We start from the raw sequence: 17,017 nt of genomic DNA, 5'->3' as shown, positions 1-17,017 counted from the left end.
TCACGTTATCCAACAGCCCTCACGTGGAAGGACAAGGAAGTATCGTGCTGCGCACTCACCTTGCGGGAGACCTCCGCAAAGAACTCGATGGCCAGAGCGTCACCCTAACCGGTTGGGTGTCCCGCCGGCGAGATCATGGTGGCGTGATCTTCATCGATTTGCGTGACCGCTCCGGTCTCGCGCAGGTCGTGTTCCGCGAGTCCGCCGTCGCGAAGGCCGCCCACGATCTACGCAGCGAGTTTTGCATTCAAGTTACCGGCGTGGTCGAACCGCGCCCGGAAGGCTCCGCCAACCCGAACCTCGCCTCCGGCGAAATCGAAGTAAACGCCACCGAGCTGAAGGTGCTCAACAAGTCTGCGGCTTTGCCGTTCCAGGTGGAGGACTTCTCCTCCAACGAAGTCGGTGAGGAAACTCGCCTGAAATACCGCTACCTCGACCTGCGCCGTGAGCGCCAAGCGGAGGCCTTGCGTTTGCGTTCCAGGGCTAACCGCGCTGCCCGCCAGGTGCTCGACCGCCACGACTTCGTGGAGATTGAGACACCGACGCTGACTCGCTCCACTCCGGAAGGCGCCCGCGACTTCCTCGTTCCCGCGCGCCTGCGTCCGGGTTCGTGGTACGCCCTGCCGCAGTCCCCGCAACTTTTCAAGCAGTTGCTGCAGGTTGCAGGTATGGAGCGTTACTACCAAATCGCGCGGTGCTACCGCGACGAAGATTTCCGTGCGGACCGCCAACCAGAGTTTACCCAACTCGATGTCGAAGCTAGCTTCGTTGACCAAGAAGACATCATCTCACTGGCCGAGGAAATTCTCGTCGAGTTGTGGAAGCTAATCGGCTACGAAATCTCCACCCCAATTCCGCGCATCACCTACCAGGAGGCGATGGAGAAATACGGCTCTGACAAGCCAGATTTACGCTTCGGCATCGAGCTGGTGGACTGCACCGCATTTTTCAAAGACACCACGTTCCGCGTCTTCCAGAACGATTACGTCGGTGCTGTCGTCATGGAAGGGGGTGCCTCCCAGCCGCGCCGTCAGCTTGATGCGTGGCAGGACTGGGCGAAGCAGCGCGGTGCGAAGGGATTGGCCTACATTTTGGTGCAGGAAGATGGTGAACTAGCCGGCCCAGTGGCCAAAAACATCACCGACGAAGAAAAGGCGGGAATTGCCGCGCACGTCGGCGCCAAACCAGGCGACTGTATTTTCTTTGCTGCCGGGGACGCGAAAAGCTCCCGTGCATTGCTCGGCGCGGCCCGCGGGGAGATCGCGCGCAAACTCGACCTCATTAAAGAAGGTGACTGGGCGTTTACCTGGGTCGTTGACGCGCCGCTGTTCGAGCCAGCCGCCGACGCTGCCGCTTCCGGCGACGTGGCCCTGGGCAACTCCAAGTGGACCGCTGTCCACCATGCCTTTACTTCTCCCAAGCCGGAGTATCTGGACAGCTTCGATCAGGAGCCGGGTGAGGCGTTGGCCTACGCTTACGACATCGTGTGCAACGGCAACGAAATCGGTGGCGGCTCGATTCGTATTCACCAACGCGACGTGCAAGAGCGAGTTTTCGAGGTCATGGGCATTAGCGAGGATGAGGCCCAAGAAAAGTTCGGTTTTCTGCTTGAGGCGTTTTCCTTCGGTGCCCCGCCGCACGGCGGCATCGCCTTTGGTTGGGACCGCATTGTCTCCCTGCTCGGAGGTTTTGATTCGATCCGCGATGTCATTGCCTTCCCGAAGTCGGGTGGCGGTGTTGACCCGTTGACCGATGCGCCCGCGCCGATCACCAAAGCACAGCGTAAAGAAACCGGAGTCGACGCACAGCCCAAGGCTCCCGAGGCCGCCAAGGTCTAGTAGTTTCGGCCGGGCAGCCTTTCACGTCGCATCCGTGGATCCAGGGCCCACGCCCACAAGGAGTGTTTCCCAATGGAGTTCGACAACGTCCCCGAACAAGAAGTGGGGGACAGGGTCATCGCTGCGGCAGAGGAAATCCTCACCCGTCGCTACGGGGGTACGCAAAAGCTTGAGGATGCTACCCGCCTGCCCGGTTCCGGTCTCGCAAGGGTTTATCGAGCTCGTGTGGCGGCCAACCCACTACTGCAGCACCGCTCGATCGTGGTCAAGCAATCTCCACTAACAGGCGATGTCCTAGAAGACGCGGCCTTTTTGCGGGAGGTGGTGGCCTACCAGTTCACTACTTCGCTCAGCGAAGATGTTCGTCCCGGGCCGATTCTGCTGGGCTATGACACGGCACAGCGGTTGATTATTATTTCCGACTCCGGCGATGGTGACACTCTTGCAAGCCTGTTGGAGGTTTCCACAGAAGACGAGCGCGTGCAGGTCTTGCGTAGCCTTGGCACGTCCCTGGGACGTATGCATGCCGGCACCGCCGGGAAGGAAAACGACTTCAACGTCCTTTTTGCCCGCATGTTGCGCAGCCGCAAGGGGCAAAGTGAGCTGCAGGATTTGAGGGATCGGCTTTTGATGCACCGCATCCGCCTCGGCGCGACGATGTTGCAGGAATCTCACATTGAGATCCCGCAGGTCGTGGAGGAAGCCGCGGAGCGCATCCACAACCGGCTGCTGCAAGGCGGCAACCGTGCGTTTACTCCCTTCGACCTGGCCCCGGATAACATCATTTACTCGGATCAAACGCACTTCCTCGACTACGAGTGGGCGGGTTTTCGCGATGTCACCTTCGACGTCGGCTTCGTCGTCGGCGGTTTCCCGAATTACTTGTCAGCCCGCGTGATCTCGGACGATGAAGCCGAGGCCTTCATCGAAGCATGGGTGCGTGAGGTGGAATCCACCTGGCCCGCCGTCCAGCACGAAGATACGCTACATTCCATGGTCACAGAGGCATTGCTTGGCTGGGCGCTATCGTCGGTGTCCATGCTCAACACTGTTGCACTCGAGGACATCGGGGTAGAAGATGCCAAGTTGACCCAGGAGTTCAACTCTGCCGGGGCAGACCTCGAGGCCGCGGTCGCTCCCAGCGCCACGCTCGACATCACTGGGGATGTCTTTCGCACACGCGGCAGCACGCCTTTTACTGAGGACGAACTTTTGGTGCGCCGCGATCTTTTCGAAACTTTTGATGCCTTGGGGCGCTACGCCTCCTACGGACGCGGCACCGATTCGCTGGTCATCGCGGACTGGGCACGAAGTGTGGCGCATATTCTGCGCTGAGTTAAGGGGTCAACTGTGCAAGAAGGGCTTTTCGGCGCTGCCAAAGGAGGCGAGACCTTCAACCGGGGCACCGCCTTTTTCGCGGCGGATGCCTCGGCACCACTTGCGGCGCGGATGCGGCCCCGCTCACTGGAGGAGATCGCCGGCCAGCGTCATCTTCTCGATGAAGGCAAGCCGCTGCGCCGGCTTATCGAAGGCTCGGGAGCGGCTTCTGTAATTCTCTACGGGCCGCCCGGCACGGGTAAAACCACCATCGCGTCGTTGATCGCTCGGACGATGGGACAAAGCTTCATCGCTTTGTCTGCGCTGTCCTCCGGTGTCAAGGAAGTGCGCGAGGTAATCAACCAGGCTCGCCAGGACTTGGCGCGTGGCAGGCACACGGTGCTGTTTATTGACGAGGTGCATCGTTTTTCCAAAACACAGCAAGATGCGTTGCTTGCCGCCGTGGAAAACCGCACCGTGTTGCTGGTTGCAGCCACGACAGAAAACCCTTCCTTCAGTGTCGTCTCTGCGCTTTTGTCGCGCTCGCTTGTGCTTAAGCTGGAATCTTTATCCGATGAAGACATCGGTGCGGTTCTTGATCGGGCCGTTACTGATAGCCGTGGGCTCGGCGGAAAACTACGGCTCGCCCCCGATGCCCGCGAGCAGCTCATCCGGCTCGCCGGAGGTGATGCTCGACGCTGCTTGACATACCTGGAGGCCGCCGCCGAGGCTGTCGACGGCGGCGGTGTCATTACTGTGGAGGTGGTCCGCGAAAACGTCAACCGTGCGGTGGTGCGCTACGACCGCGATGGCGACCAGCATTACGACGTGATTTCCGCTTTTATCAAGTTGATCCGTGGTTCGGATGTGGATGCTGCCCTGCACTACCTGGCCCGCATGATTGAGGCGGGGGAGGACCCCCGCTTTATCGCCCGCCGTCTGATCATCCACGCCTCGGAGGACGTGGGTATGGCGGATCCAACTGCGTTGCAGGTAGCGACGGCGGCGGCGCAGGCAGTGCAACTCATCGGCATGCCCGAAGGTCGGCTGCCTTTGGCGCAGGCGACGATTCACCTGGCCACGGCCCCCAAATCCAACGCGGTGATGCAGTCGATCACCAAAGCTTTGGAGGATGTTCAAAAGGGACACACCGGGGCGGTTCCGGCGCATCTGCGTGACGGGCACTACGAGGGGGCCAAGGCAATGGGCAACGCGGTCGGCTATAAGTTCCCGCACGACGATCCGCGGGGCGTCGTCAAGCAGCGCTACATCCCGGAAGGCCTTGACGACGCGGTCTATTACGAGCCCACCGACCACGGCAACGAAAGCAGAATCCAAAGCTATCTCGGTCGGCTGCGCCGTATGGTGCGGGGCAAGTAGAAGCGCCACAGCGCGCGGGTAAAGTGGTTGCCGACAAATTTTCCTTGGTACCCATCACCTTCTATTGTGAAAGGCTCCCGCCGTGCAAACACATGAAATCCGCAAGCGCTTCACCGAGCACTTCGCGGACGCTGGACACACCGTTGTCCCGAGCGCGCCGCTGATCCTGGACGATCCGACGCTGCTATTCGTCAACGCCGGTATGGTCCCCTTCAAACCCTACTTTTTGGGCCAGCAACAACCGCCGTTCGAAAACGCGACCGCCACATCAATTCAAAAGTGCGTGCGTACCCTCGACATCGAAGAAGTCGGTATCACTACCCGCCACAACACCTTCTTCCAAATGGCGGGCAATTTTTCCTTCGGTCAGTATTTCAAAGAAGGTGCGATCACCCACGCATGGCAGCTTTTGACAGGTTCCCTTGACGAAGGTGGGCTCGGCCTCGATCCGCAGCGCCTGTGGGTCACGGTTTTTCTTGACGACGATGAAGCGGCCGCCATCTGGCGCGACACGATCGGCGTGCCGGAGGAGCGCATCCAACGCATGGGCATGGAGGACAATTTTTGGTCCATGGGTATTGCTGGCCCCTGCGGCCCATGCTCGGAGATCTACTACGACCGCGGCCCGCAATACGGCCGAGACGGTGGACCGATAGCCGACGACAACCGCTACATGGAGATCTGGAACCTCGTGTTTATGGAATCCATCCGCGGCGCAGGTGACAAGAAGGGCAATTTCGACATCGTCGGAGAGCTGCCGAAGAAAAACATCGACACGGGCATGGGTGTTGAGCGTGTTGCCTGCCTGCTACAAGGCGTGGACAATGTCTACGAAACTGACCTGTTGCGCCCAGTGATCGACGCCGCCGTCGAGCTGACAGGCACCAAGTACGATGCCGGCAACCATGAAGATGACGTTCGCTTCCGCGTCATCGCAGATCACTCGCGTACCGGCATGATGATCATTCTCGATGGTGTTTCCCCCTCCAACGAAGGCCGCGGCTACATTTTACGGCGCCTTTTGCGACGTGTGATCCGCTCCGCGCGACTGCTCGGCGCCAGCGGCAACGTCATCGAAACCTTCATGAACACCATCATGGACACGATGACGCCTTCTTTCCCCGAAATCGCAGAGAACCGGGAACGCATCTTGCGCGTCGCTCAGGCCGAGGAGCGTGCCTTCTTAAAGACCCTCGAAGCTGGCACACACCGCTTCGACGAGGCGGCGGCGGCCGTTAAGGCGTCGGGAAGCACGAAGCTTCGCGGGGAGCAAGCCTTTGAGCTGCACGACACTTACGGCTTCCCCATCGATTTGACCCTCGAAATGGCACGCGAGGCCGGCCTGGATGTGGACATGGAGGCTTTCGACTCCGAAATGCGTGCCCAACGCGAGCGCGCCAAAGCCGACAACAAGGCGAAAAAGAAGGGCAACACTGACGAAAGCCTCTACCGTCAATGGGTTGACACAGTTCCCACTGAGTTCGTCGGCTTCGACACATTGACCCACGACAGCACCGTGATCGGCCTCATCCGCGAAGGCCAAAAAGTAACGGAAGTACGCCAAGGCGAAGAAATCGAGGTCATTCTTGACGCCACCCCGATGTACGCCGAAGGCGGCGGACAGCTCGCCGACCGCGGGCGACTGGTCATGGGTGAGACGATTCTCAACGTCAATGATGTGCAAAAAATCGGCCGGAAACTGTGGGTACACAAAGCCACTGTCCAAAACGGCGGCCTCGATGTAGGCTCCACCGTCACCGCCGAAGTAGACCACGCCTGGCGCCACGGTGCGCGACAGGCCCACACGGCAACGCACCTCATCCACGCTGCTTTACGCCAGGTGCTTGGCCCCACCGCCGTCCAAGCTGGTTCGCTGAACAAACCTGGTTACTTGCGCTTCGACTTCAACTACACCGAACAACTCACCGAGGCGCAAATGGAGGAAATCGCCACAATTACCAACCAAGCGGTCGACGCCGACATGGCGGTCAACACCATTGAGACTTCCCTGGCGGAAGCTAAAGCGATGGGGGCGTTGGCCCTGTTCGGAGAGAACTACGCGGATCAGGTTCGCGTCGTGGAAATCGGTGGCCCTTTCTCGATCGAACTTTGCGGCGGCACCCACGTCGAGCATTCCAGCCAAATCGGCCCGGTGGCGGTTTTAGGGGAGTCTTCCGTCGGCTCCGGCGCCCGCCGCATTGAGGCATATTCCGGCATGGATTCTTTCCGCTATTTCTCCAAGGAAGCTGCGTTGGCTTCCGGTCTTGCAGCCGAGCTTAAGACCCCTTCCGCGGAACTGCCTGAGCGGATCGCCCAGCTCACTGAGCGCCTGCGCGCGGCGGAGAAGGAAATCCAAGCCCTGCACCAGCAACAGCTCATGAGCAAAACCGCCGAACTGGTATCCACGGCTGAGCAGGTCGGCGACTTCAAGCTCATCGCCATGGAGCTTGCGGGCGGCCTCGGCGCCGGCGATGTGCGCGCCCTCGCAACCGATCTGCGGGGCAAGCTCGGCAGCGAGAAGGCCGTTGTCGCACTCGTTTCCAACGCCGACTGCAAGGTGCCTTTCGCGGTCGCCGTGTCGAAGGCAGCCGTGGACGCGGGTGTCAAGGCGGGTGACTTGGTTTCCCTACTGGGCCGCTACGTTGATGGCCGCGGCGGCGGCAAACCCGACTTGGCGCAGGGTTCCGGTTCCACACCGGAGGGCATCGCCGCGGCGCTGAAGGCTGTCCGGGAGGAGCTCGCCACACGCTAAGCCGCAAACCTGTTGCAGGTTTGCCCTGTAAAATCACGAAACGGATATGACACGCCGGGTTGGTTGTTTGGGGTACCCAAGCAACCAGCTAGCGTATATGTCACCGTCCTAGTTTCCGCCGGAAGTTTCTCAGTTTGACAGTCAAAGGAGAGCTGTATGAAGGTGCAGCCCGACCGCCCAGGAGTCGACGACCCCGGCGCAGGACGGCGCCTCGGTGTGGACGTCGGGACGGTGCGCATCGGTGTCGCCAGCTCAGATCGAGGCGCGCTTTTGGCGACACCGGTGGAGACAATCACGCGCGTGACGGGTTTTAAGGACCGCGACGGCGCTGACATCGACCGGCTCGTGGAGCTTGTTGATCAGTACGAGGCCGTCGAGGTCGTGGTGGGTTTGCCGCGCGACCTTAAAGGCAACGGCTCTGCCAGCGTCAAGCACGCCAAGGAGATCGGCTTTCGCATTAGCCGCCGCCGCGACGTTGCGGTGCGTTTTGCGGACGAACGCTTGTCGACGGTCGCCGCCACCCACGCCCTTCGATCCTCGGGGGTCAGCGAAAAGGCTGGCCGCCAGGTTATCGACCAGGCCGCGGCGGTGGAGATACTCCAGTCGTGGCTCGACGGCCGTGCCAACTATCTCAAGGAGAATGAACCACAGTGACCTCCCCACACCCCAGCCACCGCAAAACGCGCGGAACAGCGGTACTCGTTGTCTCCATTTTGCTGATCATTGGCTTTGTCGCCTGGATCGCCATCTCCCGTTTGCCGGGAAACAGCGACTATTCCGGGACCGGCAACGGCGAAATCCAGGTGGTGGAGGTTGCCGAGGGATCCAATGTCTCCATGTTGGGCCCGAAGTTGGAAGAACTAGGCGTGGTCAAATCCAGCGGCGCGTTTCAGTCTGCGGCTTTTGCCAACAGTGATTCCGACAATATCCAGCCGGGCTTTTATCGCCTGCAAAAGCAGATGAGCGCAAGTGAAGCGGTCAAGGCGCTTTTGGATCCCGCCAACCGGATTGCCCCCTTGCAGGTGTATGGGGGTGCGACACTGCAGGACGTGGTGGTCGTCGGCGGGCAGACCCGCCTGGGCATTTTGTCTATGATCCAGCAGGTTTCCTGCGGCGACGACCCGGGCGCGGATTGCCTCACAGCAGAGGAGTTGCACAACGTCGCCGCTAATGCTGACCCCGTACAGCTCGGGGTTCCCGAGTGGGCGATTGAGGCTGTCAACATGCACGCCGGTGATCCGAAGCGTCTCGAGGGGCTCATCGCCCCGGGGGAATACGCCGTCAATCCGAACGCCAGTGCCGAGGAGGTGCTTTCGGATCTGATCACCCGCTCGGCGAAGCAGTACGAAGCCACCGATATTGTCGGCCGCGCCAGTGCTGTCGGACTTTCCCCCTATGAGTTGCTCATCAGCGCCTCCCTCGTTGAGCGTGAGGCTCCGGCCGGGGAATTCGACAAGGTTGCACGGGTAATTCTCAATCGTCTCAAAGAGCCGATGCGTCTCGAGTTCGACTCCACAGTCAATTACGGGCTTCCTTCCGTTGAGGTTGCCACTACCGACGAGGACCGCCAGCGCCCGACCCCATGGAACACCTACGCGAAAGATGGCCTGCCGGAAACCCCAATTGCTTCGCCGTCGATGGAGGCCATCGGGGCCATGGAAAACCCGGCCGAAGGAGAATGGCTATTCTTCGTCACCATCGACAGTGACGGCACCACGGTGTTTAACAACACCTTTGAGGAACACTTGGACGACGTTCGTCAGGCCATCGAATCCGGGGTTCTTGATTCCAAGCGGGAGGAGCCGACTGATGGACAGTAGCTGCAAAGCTGCAGTCCTTGGCTCACCGATCGCACATTCGCTCTCTCCGGTCCTACACCGAGCCGGTTATGAGGCTGCGGGCTTGGAAGGCTGGGAATACGAACGCATTGAATGTACGGCGGAGGACCTACCGCGCATCGTTGGCCAGTCGGACCCGAGCTATCGGGGTTTTTCGGTAACTATGCCTGCAAAGTTCGCTGCCGTGGAGTTCGCGGACGTGGTTACTGAGCGTGCCCGCGCGATTGGATCCGCGAACACTTTGGTCAGGACGGACGAAGGGTGGCGGGCGGATAACACGGACACTGAAGGTATTGCTGGGGCGCTTGACGAGCTGTTGGGTGCGACCGTGCCGTCGTGCGTGTTGGTGATTGGGGCGGGTGGAACTGCCCGGCCGACGCTGTGGACGCTTGCGCAGCGTGGAGTGGAGCGGATAGTGGTGCTCAATCGTTCGGATCGGCGCAGCGAAGTCCAGCACCTTGTTGGGGAGTCGGAGCTTCGTTTCGTCGGCTTCGAAGAAGATATTGCGCACCTGGCCATGAACGCTGAGGCGATTGTGTCCACTGTTCCCGCGGACGCGCTGGAAGGGAAGGTGGACGCTGTCGCCCACGCGCCTGTCCTAGACGTCATTTACAACCCGTGGCCAACTCCATTGGCGGCAGGGGTCGCAGCGAATGGCCACAAAGTCGTCGGGGGGTTATCCATGTTAGCGGCCCAGTCCTACTCTCAGTTTGAACAATTCACTGGAGTGGCAGCGCCGCGCGAGGAAATGCGGACGGCCCTGGCCGCTCATGTCGAGTCCCTGCGGCGGTGAGCTACATTCCGGCCTAGGATTATCCCGCATGGGGGGTGGGGGATTGTTTGTACTGGTTGTTTGCGCAGCCGTGTGGAGCGTCGCGTTGGCGTACTGGGATCTGCGCTGGGGCCGCCTCCCGGATTTTCTGACGCTTCCGGCAGGGGCGCTGGCGCTAGGCAGCATCTGGTTGTGGCCCGCAGCAGTGTGGGCATTGGTGTGGCCAGCTTTCTATCTACTTGGGGGGCGCGGCATCGGCGGAGGTGACATTAAGTTGGCACTTCCGCTGGGGGCGGCGGTTGCTGTCAGCGCCAACCACTTCGCGCTTGTGTGGGTCTTGGGGGCAATTGGTATCTCAGGTCTTTTCACGCTGCTCATTGCGTGTGGCGCAGGCAGGCGCGAAGTCGCGCACGGCCCTTCGATGCTGCTGGCTGCCTGGTTGACAACTACAGGCGCGCATTTATGGCTGTCCTAATGGCGCTAGGGCCAAATGTGTTGTGACACAATGAGCGCCATGCTTCGTTGGACAACAGCCGGTGAATCGCACGGTCAAGCGTTAGTAGCCCTCGTTGAGAACATGCCTGCCGGAGTTCCGGTGCAGGCGGAGGAAATCTCCCGACAGTTGGCCCGCCGCCGACTTGGCTACGGTCGCGGTGCCCGCATGAAGTTCGAGCAGGACCAGCTCACTTTGCTTACCGGCATCGTCCACGGGGAGACAATCGGCAGCCCTATCGCTATCCAAATCGGCAATACCGAATGGCCGAAATGGACCACGGTGATGTCTCCGGAGCCTGTGAACTTGGATGATCCAGAGGTGGCCAAAGCGATGTCTTCGGGCAGAGGTGCCACGCTAACCAGACCGCGTCCGGGCCACGCGGATTTCGCCGGAATGGTCAAGTACGGTTTCGAGGACGCCCGTAAGGTGTTGGAGCGCTCTTCGGCGCGAGAGACCGCGGCGCGTGTGGCTGCCGCCACGGTGGCGCGCAGCTTTTTGCGTGAAGCCCTTGGTGTGGAGGTTTTCTCGCACGTGATTTCCATTGGCGAGTCGGCGCCGTACGAAGGTGCCTCCCCGTCGTTTGAAGATATAGATGCTATCGACGCCTCCCCAGTGCGCGCTTTCGATAAAGCGAGCGAAAACGACATGGTCGGCCGCATTGAGGCGGCGAAGAAGGACGGCGACACGCTTGGTGGCATCGTCGAGGTAATCGTAGATGGTTTGCCCATCGGCTTGGGTTCTCACATTTCGGGGGAGCACCGCCTTGATGCGCAACTGGCTGCGGCTTTGATGGGGATTCAATCTGTTAAAGGTGTCGAAGTCGGTGACGGTTTTGAGGAGGCGCGTCGACGCGGTTCTCAGGCCCATGATGAAATCGTGCGCGATGACATGGGGGTTCACCGTTTGAGCAATCGCGCTGGTGGGCTTGAGGGCGGCATGACCAACGGTGAGCAATTGCGGGTGCGTGCTGCGATGAAGCCGATTTCGACCGTGCCGCGGGCGCTGCGAACGGTGGATATGGCCAGCGGTGCCGCTGCCACGGGCATCCACCAGCGCTCAGATGTGTGCGCTGTTCCGGCGGGGGGTGTAGTTGCAGAAGCGATGGTTGCGCTCGTGTTGGCCCGTGCTGTGACGGAGAAATTCGGCGGCGACAGTTTGGCCGAGGTCAAACGCAATATTGATTCGTATAATGGGTATGTCTCTCAGCGGTTGTCTTTCGGAGGGAAGAATGATTGATCCCACCCTGCGTGACGGCGCCGAAGGAACTGGCCCGGACGAGCAGGACCAAAGTTTCGGTGCAGCGAGTGCTGTAGTCCATTCGCGTCCCCGCGTGGTGTTAGTTGGTCCCCCGGGGGCCGGCAAGTCGACGATTGGGCGTCGTTTGGCATCTTCGCTTAACCTTCCCCTGGTCGATTCCGATGTCTTGATCGAACAGGACGAAGGAAGAACATGCGGCGAGATTTACGCTGAGCTTGGCGAGGACGGCTTTCGCGCGATGGAAGCCGGTTACGTCGCCCGGGCTTTGTCCACGGGCGGGATCGTGAGCTTGGGCGGGGGAGCGGTGTTAAACGAGACGACCCGGAGATTGCTGCAGCCTCACAAGGTGGCGTGGATTGATGTAGGTGTCGACGAGGGTGTGCGCCGTACTGCCGGAAACTCCTTGCGCCCAGTGCTCGCCGCCGCCGATCCCTATCAGCGCTACAGTGAGCTGCTGGAGCAAAGGGCCCCGCTGTATCGGGAGGTTGCGGATTTTCGCGTGCGCACTGACGGGCGCCCTCCGCAAAGCATCGTCGCGGAGGTTCTCGGATTAATCGATTCCCAATAGGATAATCCCAAGAGGAAAGAGGAAAGTATGGCTGTCGTGCGTGTTGAGGGGCCTTCGCCCTACTCCGTCCTTATCGGCCGCAACCTTCATGAAACAATTGCAAAGCGTGTGCGTGAGATCGGGGCGCGCAATGTGGCGATCGTCCACCAAGGTCCTTTGGGGCAGGTGGCGCAGGATGTAGCGGCCGCTGTGGGCGAGGTGGCGCACGTAGTGCTTTTGCCGATTCCCGACGCGGAAGCCGGCAAAACTAGCGAGGTTTTGGGTGGTTTGTGGGATGCGCTCGGAGAGGCCGGTTTCGGCCGTCAAGATGCGGTGATCGGGCTCGGTGGGGGAGCCGTGACGGATGTGGCTGGTTTCGCTGCGGCGACGTGGATGCGAGGCATCAGTGTCATTCAGGTGCCCACGACGCTTCTGGCGATGGTAGATGCCGCAGTCGGCGGTAAAACTGGCATTAACACGGTTTACGGCAAGAACTTGGTGGGTGCTTTCCATGAGCCGGATTCGGTGTTTATTGATCTTGAGCGTTTGGACACCCTCGATTCCGGGGAGCTTATTGCCGGGTCGGCGGAGTTGATTAAGACGGGTTTTATCGCAGATCCGCGCATTTTAGAGCTGTTTCGAGAAGGTGCCGACGAGCACTGGGAGGAGTTGATCCGGCGTTCGGTTCAGGTGAAGGCAAGTGTGGTGAGCCAGGACTTAAAAGAGTCCGGCCTGCGTGAGATTCTCAACTACGGTCACACCTTCGGTCATGCGATTGAACGTCGCGAGAATTACACGTGGCGCCACGGGGATGCGGTGGCGGTCGGCATGATGTTTGTTGCGCACCTTGCGCATGGCCGCGGGCTTATCGACGACTCCCTGCTGGCCCTTCATCACGAGATTCTGAGCCTGGTGGGTCTTCCCACCTCGTACCAGGCTGGCGTGTTTGATGAGCTTTACGAGGCGATGACGATGGATAAGAAAAACCGCGATGGCGAGATTCGCTTTGTGGTGCTGGATAGTTTGGGGCACTGTACCCGCCTTGAGGATGCGAGCGTCGCGGAGCTTCGCGCGGCTTATGAAGTTATCTCCGGGGGTGTCATCTAATGAAGGTATTAGTGCTCAACGGGCCGAATCTGAACAGGTTGGGAAAGCGTGAGCCTGCTGTGTACGGCTCGGAGACGCTAGCTGACGTCGAAAAGCGCTGTGCAGATCGCGGCGCGCACCACGGGTTCGAAGTAGAGTGCCGCCAGTCAAATAGTGAAGGTGAACTCATCGGATGGGTCCATGAAGCTGCGGACATGGGGTGGCCTATCGTCATTAACCCTGCTGGCCTGACGCACACTTCAGTGGCGCTTCGTGACGCGCTCGCAGAAGTTGCAAGTGGTGCCGGATTTGTCGAAGTCCACATTTCAAACGTCCACGCCCGTGAACCTTTCCGCCATCATTCCTATCTTTCGCCGATTGCGGCAGGAGTAATTGCTGGCCTCGGAACCTTCGGTTACGAAGCCGCACTTGACTATTTAATAAGGAGAAACCATGCCAATGGCTGATACCCGTTTCGACGATCGCCGTCGCAGGCTTGCCAGTGAGCTTGCGGGGCGGCGCATCGACGACATGCTCGTCACCAACTTGACCCACGTGCGCTACTTATCCGGCTTTTCCGGCTCTAACGGCTCACTGTTGGTGTCGAAAGACCGGACGGCATCAATTGCCACCGATGGTCGATACATTTCTCAGATTGCCCGTGAGGTGCCGGATATCGCTGCGATCATTGAGCGCAACACACCTCCCGCACTGTTGCGTGGTGTGGCCGAAGGCCGCCGCGTTGGCTACGAGGCGGATTACGTGTCGGTAGCGATGTTGGAAAGCCTGGAGAAGAATCTGCCAGAAGGAGTCAGTCTCGTTCCGGTCACCGGTGTCATCGAAGATCTTCGTCTGGTGAAGGACTCACTTGAGCTGACAAAACTCACCGAGGTTGCTGCGTTGGGCGTCCAAGCGCTCGATGAGCTGATTCAGGCCGGTGAACTACGCGCCGGCCGCACGGAGCGCGAGGTTGCGGCTGATCTTGAATTCCGCATGCGGCGGCTCGGGTCGGAGCATGTCAGTTTCGACACCATCGTGGCCTCCGGCCCGAATGCTGCGTTACCGCACTACGCCGCGGGCGACCGCACGATCACCGAGGGTGATTTGGTCACTATTGATTTCGGTGCGCATCGCCACGGCTACAACTCGGATATGACCCGAACCTTCGCCATCGGGCAGCTTGACCCGCAACTTAAAGAGATCTACGAGGTCGTGCTGGCCGCTCAGCTTGCAGGAGTAAAGGCGGCGACTCCCGGAACGGAACTCGTGGACGTCGATAAGGCGTGCCGCGAAATCATCGAGGACGCAGGCTACGGTGATTTCTTCGTTCACTCCACGGGTCACGGCATTGGACTTGAGGTTCACGAGCGTCCCTCAGCAGCCCAAAACGCCCAGGGTAGCTTGGCAGAAAACATGACCGTGACTGTTGAGCCGGGCATTTACCTGCCAGATAAGGGGGGCGTGCGGATTGAGGACACTTTGATCATCACTTCGGGTGCACCACGAATCATTACGAACTGGGCGAAGGAACTTATCTACCTGTGATGTAGGATTGTCCTGTTTTTACATGCTCGTCTACCTATAAGGAAGGTATACAGTGGCAACTACCGCTGATTTCAAGAACGGCCTCGTGCTGCAGGTCGATGGCAAGCTCCAGCAGATTGTGGAGTTTCAGCACGTCAAGCCGGGCAAGGGGCCAGCGTTCGTGCGCACCAAGCTCAAGGATGTTCTCACCGGCAAAACCGTGGACAAAACCTGGAACGCTGGTGTGAAGGTGGAAACCGCCACCGTTGACCGCCGCGACATGACCTACCTCTACAACGACGGCACGAACTACGTTGTCATGGACGATAAAACCTATGAGCAGTTCGAGCTTTCGGTCGACAAGTTCGGCGACGCGGCCCGTTTCTTGCTGGAGAACATGCGCGTGCAGGTGTCCTTCCACGAAGGTGAGGCGTTGTTTGTGGAGTTGCCGAACTCCGTCGACCTGAAGATTGATCACACGGAGCCGGGGCTGCAGGGTGATCGTTCTACCGGAGGCACTAAACCCGCCAGGCTCGAAACCGGTGCCGAAATCCAGGTTCCGTTGTTTTTGGAGACGGGCAACGTGGTCAAGGTTGACACCCGCACAGGTGAGTACCTCTCTCGCGTCAACAACTAATGCCTGACAAGAAACGACAGCACGGTGCCCGCTACCGCGCCCGCCGGCGCGCGGTGGACATCCTGTTTGAAGCTGAGACACGAGACATCGACCCGGTAGAAATCCTCGAGGACCGCGCGGAGCTGTCCCAGGACCCGCGCAATGCGGTCGCTCCGGTGGCGGACTACACCCTTGAGATCATTCGGGGCACGGCGGAAAAACTCGATGACATTGATGACAATATCGAGCGCTTCCTTGCGCAAGATTGGCAGTTGGAACGCCTGCCCGCCGTCGATCGCCAGATCCTGCGTGTCGCCGCGTGGGAGATCATGTTCAACGATGATGTGGGTGCGGCTATCATCATTGCGAATGCTTTGGAGATGGCCGGGGAGTACTCGGGGCATACGGCCCCGCCGTATATCCATGCGGTGCTCGACGACATTATCCAGGCGCACGCTGACAACGCTCCGGCGCTGACTGTAGAACTGGCCGCGGAGCCTACCGCCGCGCAGGACGCGCCGCCTGCCCAGGAGGACGAGGTTTTCTACCCCGCTGGCAGCGCTGGGCCTTTTGGTGCGAAGCAATTAGAGGACTAAAAAAGTGCCCCCTAGCAAGGAGGGCACTTTTTCTTCTTGTCTGCTGGCCGCCCCAAGCGGTGTCGGCACCTTTTTCGGATTCACACATCTAAGGAGAGTCACGTGTCCAAAATTTCCTTCCTGGAAGCCGAACAGTTTAGGGTGGGTCCCCATTTCCGCATCGGAGATGTTGATCCCGCCGCCACCCCGGGTGTCAAAAGTGGGCGCAGTGCTTCGCTGCTCGACAATGCGTTTACGCACTACGACAACGACATCCGGGACCTACAAGAGATGCTTTTTGCCAACGGGCGCAGCAATGAGCAATTCTCGGGTTCGATTCTTCTCATCCTCCAAGGCATGGACACCTCAGGCAAGGGCGGTATCATCGCTCATTCGATCAGCTCTGTGATGGACGCTCAAGGAGTGCATATCGCGGCGTTCGGGCGGCCGACGGAAGAAGAAGCCAAACACGACTTTTTGTGGCGCTTCAACAAACATTTACCGCAGCCCGGTCAGGTCGCGGTTTTTGACCGCTCCTACTACGAGGACGTGTTGGTGCAGCGTGTCAAGCAGATGGCCGCACCGGAGGAGATTGAGCGCCGCTACGGCGCCATCGTCGACTTTGAGAAGGAATTGACGGAGAAAGGCACGCGCGTTGTCAAAGTGATGCCGCATATTTCCCGGGAGTTCCAGGCGATGAATCTGCGCGAGCGCATCGAAAACCCGAAGAAGTTCTGGAAATACGATCCGCGCGACATTGATGATCGGAAACTATGGGAGGAGTACATGCGGGCCTACGAGATCGCTTTTGAGCGCACGTCGACAGATGCCGCACCTTGGTACTGCATTCCCTCCGACAACAAGAAGTATTGCCGCACGGTGGTCAAGACCCTCATCTATGCCGCCTTGAGGTCACTCGACCTGCGGTGGCCCGAGCGCCACTTCGATCCGGACGTTGAGCTTGAGCGTTTAGCGCAATCCTAGAAAGACGGTGCGGGTGTAAGCCTTCGGTGGTGGTC

General features: G+C 59.8%; 16 protein-coding genes. All 16 read left to right on the top strand.

The genetic code is table 11. The features are described from left to right. Positions 1–44 precede the first annotated feature (44 nt). A complete protein-coding gene (gene aspS / locus VLL26_RS04045) occupies positions 45–1,838 on the top strand; it encodes an aspartate--tRNA ligase (protein WP_342319835.1) in 1,794 nt (597 codons plus the stop codon). A 72-nt stretch (positions 1,839–1,910) separates the two neighbouring features. Continuing rightward, on the top strand, positions 1,911–3,173 hold the full coding sequence (locus VLL26_RS04040) for a phosphotransferase (protein WP_342319834.1): 1,263 nt from the start codon (positions 1,911–1,913) through the stop codon (positions 3,171–3,173). Positions 3,174–3,188: 15 nt separating this feature from the next. Beyond that, positions 3,189–4,535, top strand: a complete 1,347-nt coding sequence (locus VLL26_RS04035; protein WP_342319833.1) for a replication-associated recombination protein A — start codon at positions 3,189–3,191, stop codon at positions 4,533–4,535. Between the two features lie 82 nt (positions 4,536–4,617). Further along, positions 4,618–7,287 carry an alanine--tRNA ligase gene (alaS, locus tag VLL26_RS04030; protein WP_342319832.1) on the top strand — a complete coding sequence of 890 codons (2,670 nt, stop codon included), beginning with the start codon at positions 4,618–4,620 and terminating at the stop codon, positions 7,285–7,287. Positions 7,288–7,443: 156 nt separating this feature from the next. Beyond that, on the top strand, positions 7,444–7,941 hold the full coding sequence (gene ruvX, locus VLL26_RS04025; protein ID WP_342319831.1) for a Holliday junction resolvase RuvX: 498 nt from the start codon (positions 7,444–7,446) through the stop codon (positions 7,939–7,941). After that, positions 7,938–9,107: an endolytic transglycosylase MltG gene (gene mltG, locus VLL26_RS04020; protein WP_342319830.1), complete on the top strand. Its 1,170-nt coding sequence runs from the start codon at positions 7,938–7,940 to the stop codon at positions 9,105–9,107. The genes ruvX and mltG overlap by 4 nt, the downstream gene beginning before the upstream one ends. Next, positions 9,097–9,918 carry a shikimate dehydrogenase gene (locus VLL26_RS04015; protein WP_342319829.1) on the top strand — a complete coding sequence of 274 codons (822 nt, stop codon included), beginning with the start codon at positions 9,097–9,099 and terminating at the stop codon, positions 9,916–9,918. Before mltG ends, VLL26_RS04015 begins: the two co-directional genes overlap by 11 nt. 28 nt (positions 9,919–9,946) lie before the next feature. After that, positions 9,947–10,372 carry a prepilin peptidase gene (locus VLL26_RS04010; protein ID WP_342319828.1) on the top strand — a complete coding sequence of 142 codons (426 nt, stop codon included), beginning with the start codon at positions 9,947–9,949 and terminating at the stop codon, positions 10,370–10,372. A 30-nt stretch (positions 10,373–10,402) separates the two neighbouring features. Further along, entirely contained in the window at positions 10,403–11,629 is a 1,227-nt protein-coding gene (aroC, locus tag VLL26_RS04005) for a chorismate synthase (RefSeq protein ID WP_342319827.1), read from the top strand. Next, positions 11,622–12,218: a shikimate kinase gene (locus tag VLL26_RS04000; protein ID WP_342319826.1), complete on the top strand. Its 597-nt coding sequence runs from the start codon at positions 11,622–11,624 to the stop codon at positions 12,216–12,218. The genes aroC and VLL26_RS04000 overlap by 8 nt, the downstream gene beginning before the upstream one ends. A 27-nt stretch (positions 12,219–12,245) precedes the next feature. Continuing rightward, positions 12,246–13,304, top strand: coding sequence for a 3-dehydroquinate synthase (gene aroB, locus VLL26_RS03995; RefSeq protein ID WP_342319825.1), 1,059 nt, complete (start codon positions 12,246–12,248; stop codon positions 13,302–13,304). Beyond that, on the top strand, positions 13,304–13,750 hold the full coding sequence (aroQ, locus tag VLL26_RS03990; protein WP_342319824.1) for a type II 3-dehydroquinate dehydratase: 447 nt from the start codon (positions 13,304–13,306) through the stop codon (positions 13,748–13,750). The genes aroB and aroQ overlap by 1 nt, the downstream gene beginning before the upstream one ends. Continuing rightward, entirely contained in the window at positions 13,737–14,828 is a 1,092-nt protein-coding gene (locus tag VLL26_RS03985) for an aminopeptidase P family protein (protein WP_342319823.1), read from the top strand. Before aroQ ends, VLL26_RS03985 begins: the two co-directional genes overlap by 14 nt. A 52-nt stretch (positions 14,829–14,880) precedes the next feature. Next, positions 14,881–15,444 carry an elongation factor P gene (efp, locus tag VLL26_RS03980; RefSeq protein ID WP_342319822.1) on the top strand — a complete coding sequence of 188 codons (564 nt, stop codon included), beginning with the start codon at positions 14,881–14,883 and terminating at the stop codon, positions 15,442–15,444. Next, complete coding sequence (gene nusB / locus VLL26_RS03975) at positions 15,444–16,019, top strand: transcription antitermination factor NusB (protein ID WP_342319821.1); 576 nt, start codon at positions 15,444–15,446, stop codon at positions 16,017–16,019. The genes efp and nusB overlap by 1 nt, the downstream gene beginning before the upstream one ends. A 102-nt stretch (positions 16,020–16,121) precedes the next feature. Next, the gene (locus VLL26_RS03970; protein WP_342319820.1) at positions 16,122–16,982 is read left to right on the top strand and encodes a PPK2 family polyphosphate kinase; all 861 of its coding nucleotides are present in this window, start codon (positions 16,122–16,124) and stop codon (positions 16,980–16,982) included. Positions 16,983–17,017: the final 35 nt, after the last annotated feature.

Origin of the sequence: Corynebacterium sp. BD556 (genome assembly GCF_038452275.1) — a bacterium.
Lineage (GTDB): Bacteria > Actinomycetota > Actinomycetes > Mycobacteriales > Mycobacteriaceae > Corynebacterium > Corynebacterium mayonis.
This window is presented reverse-complemented; position numbering and strand designations above follow the sequence as displayed.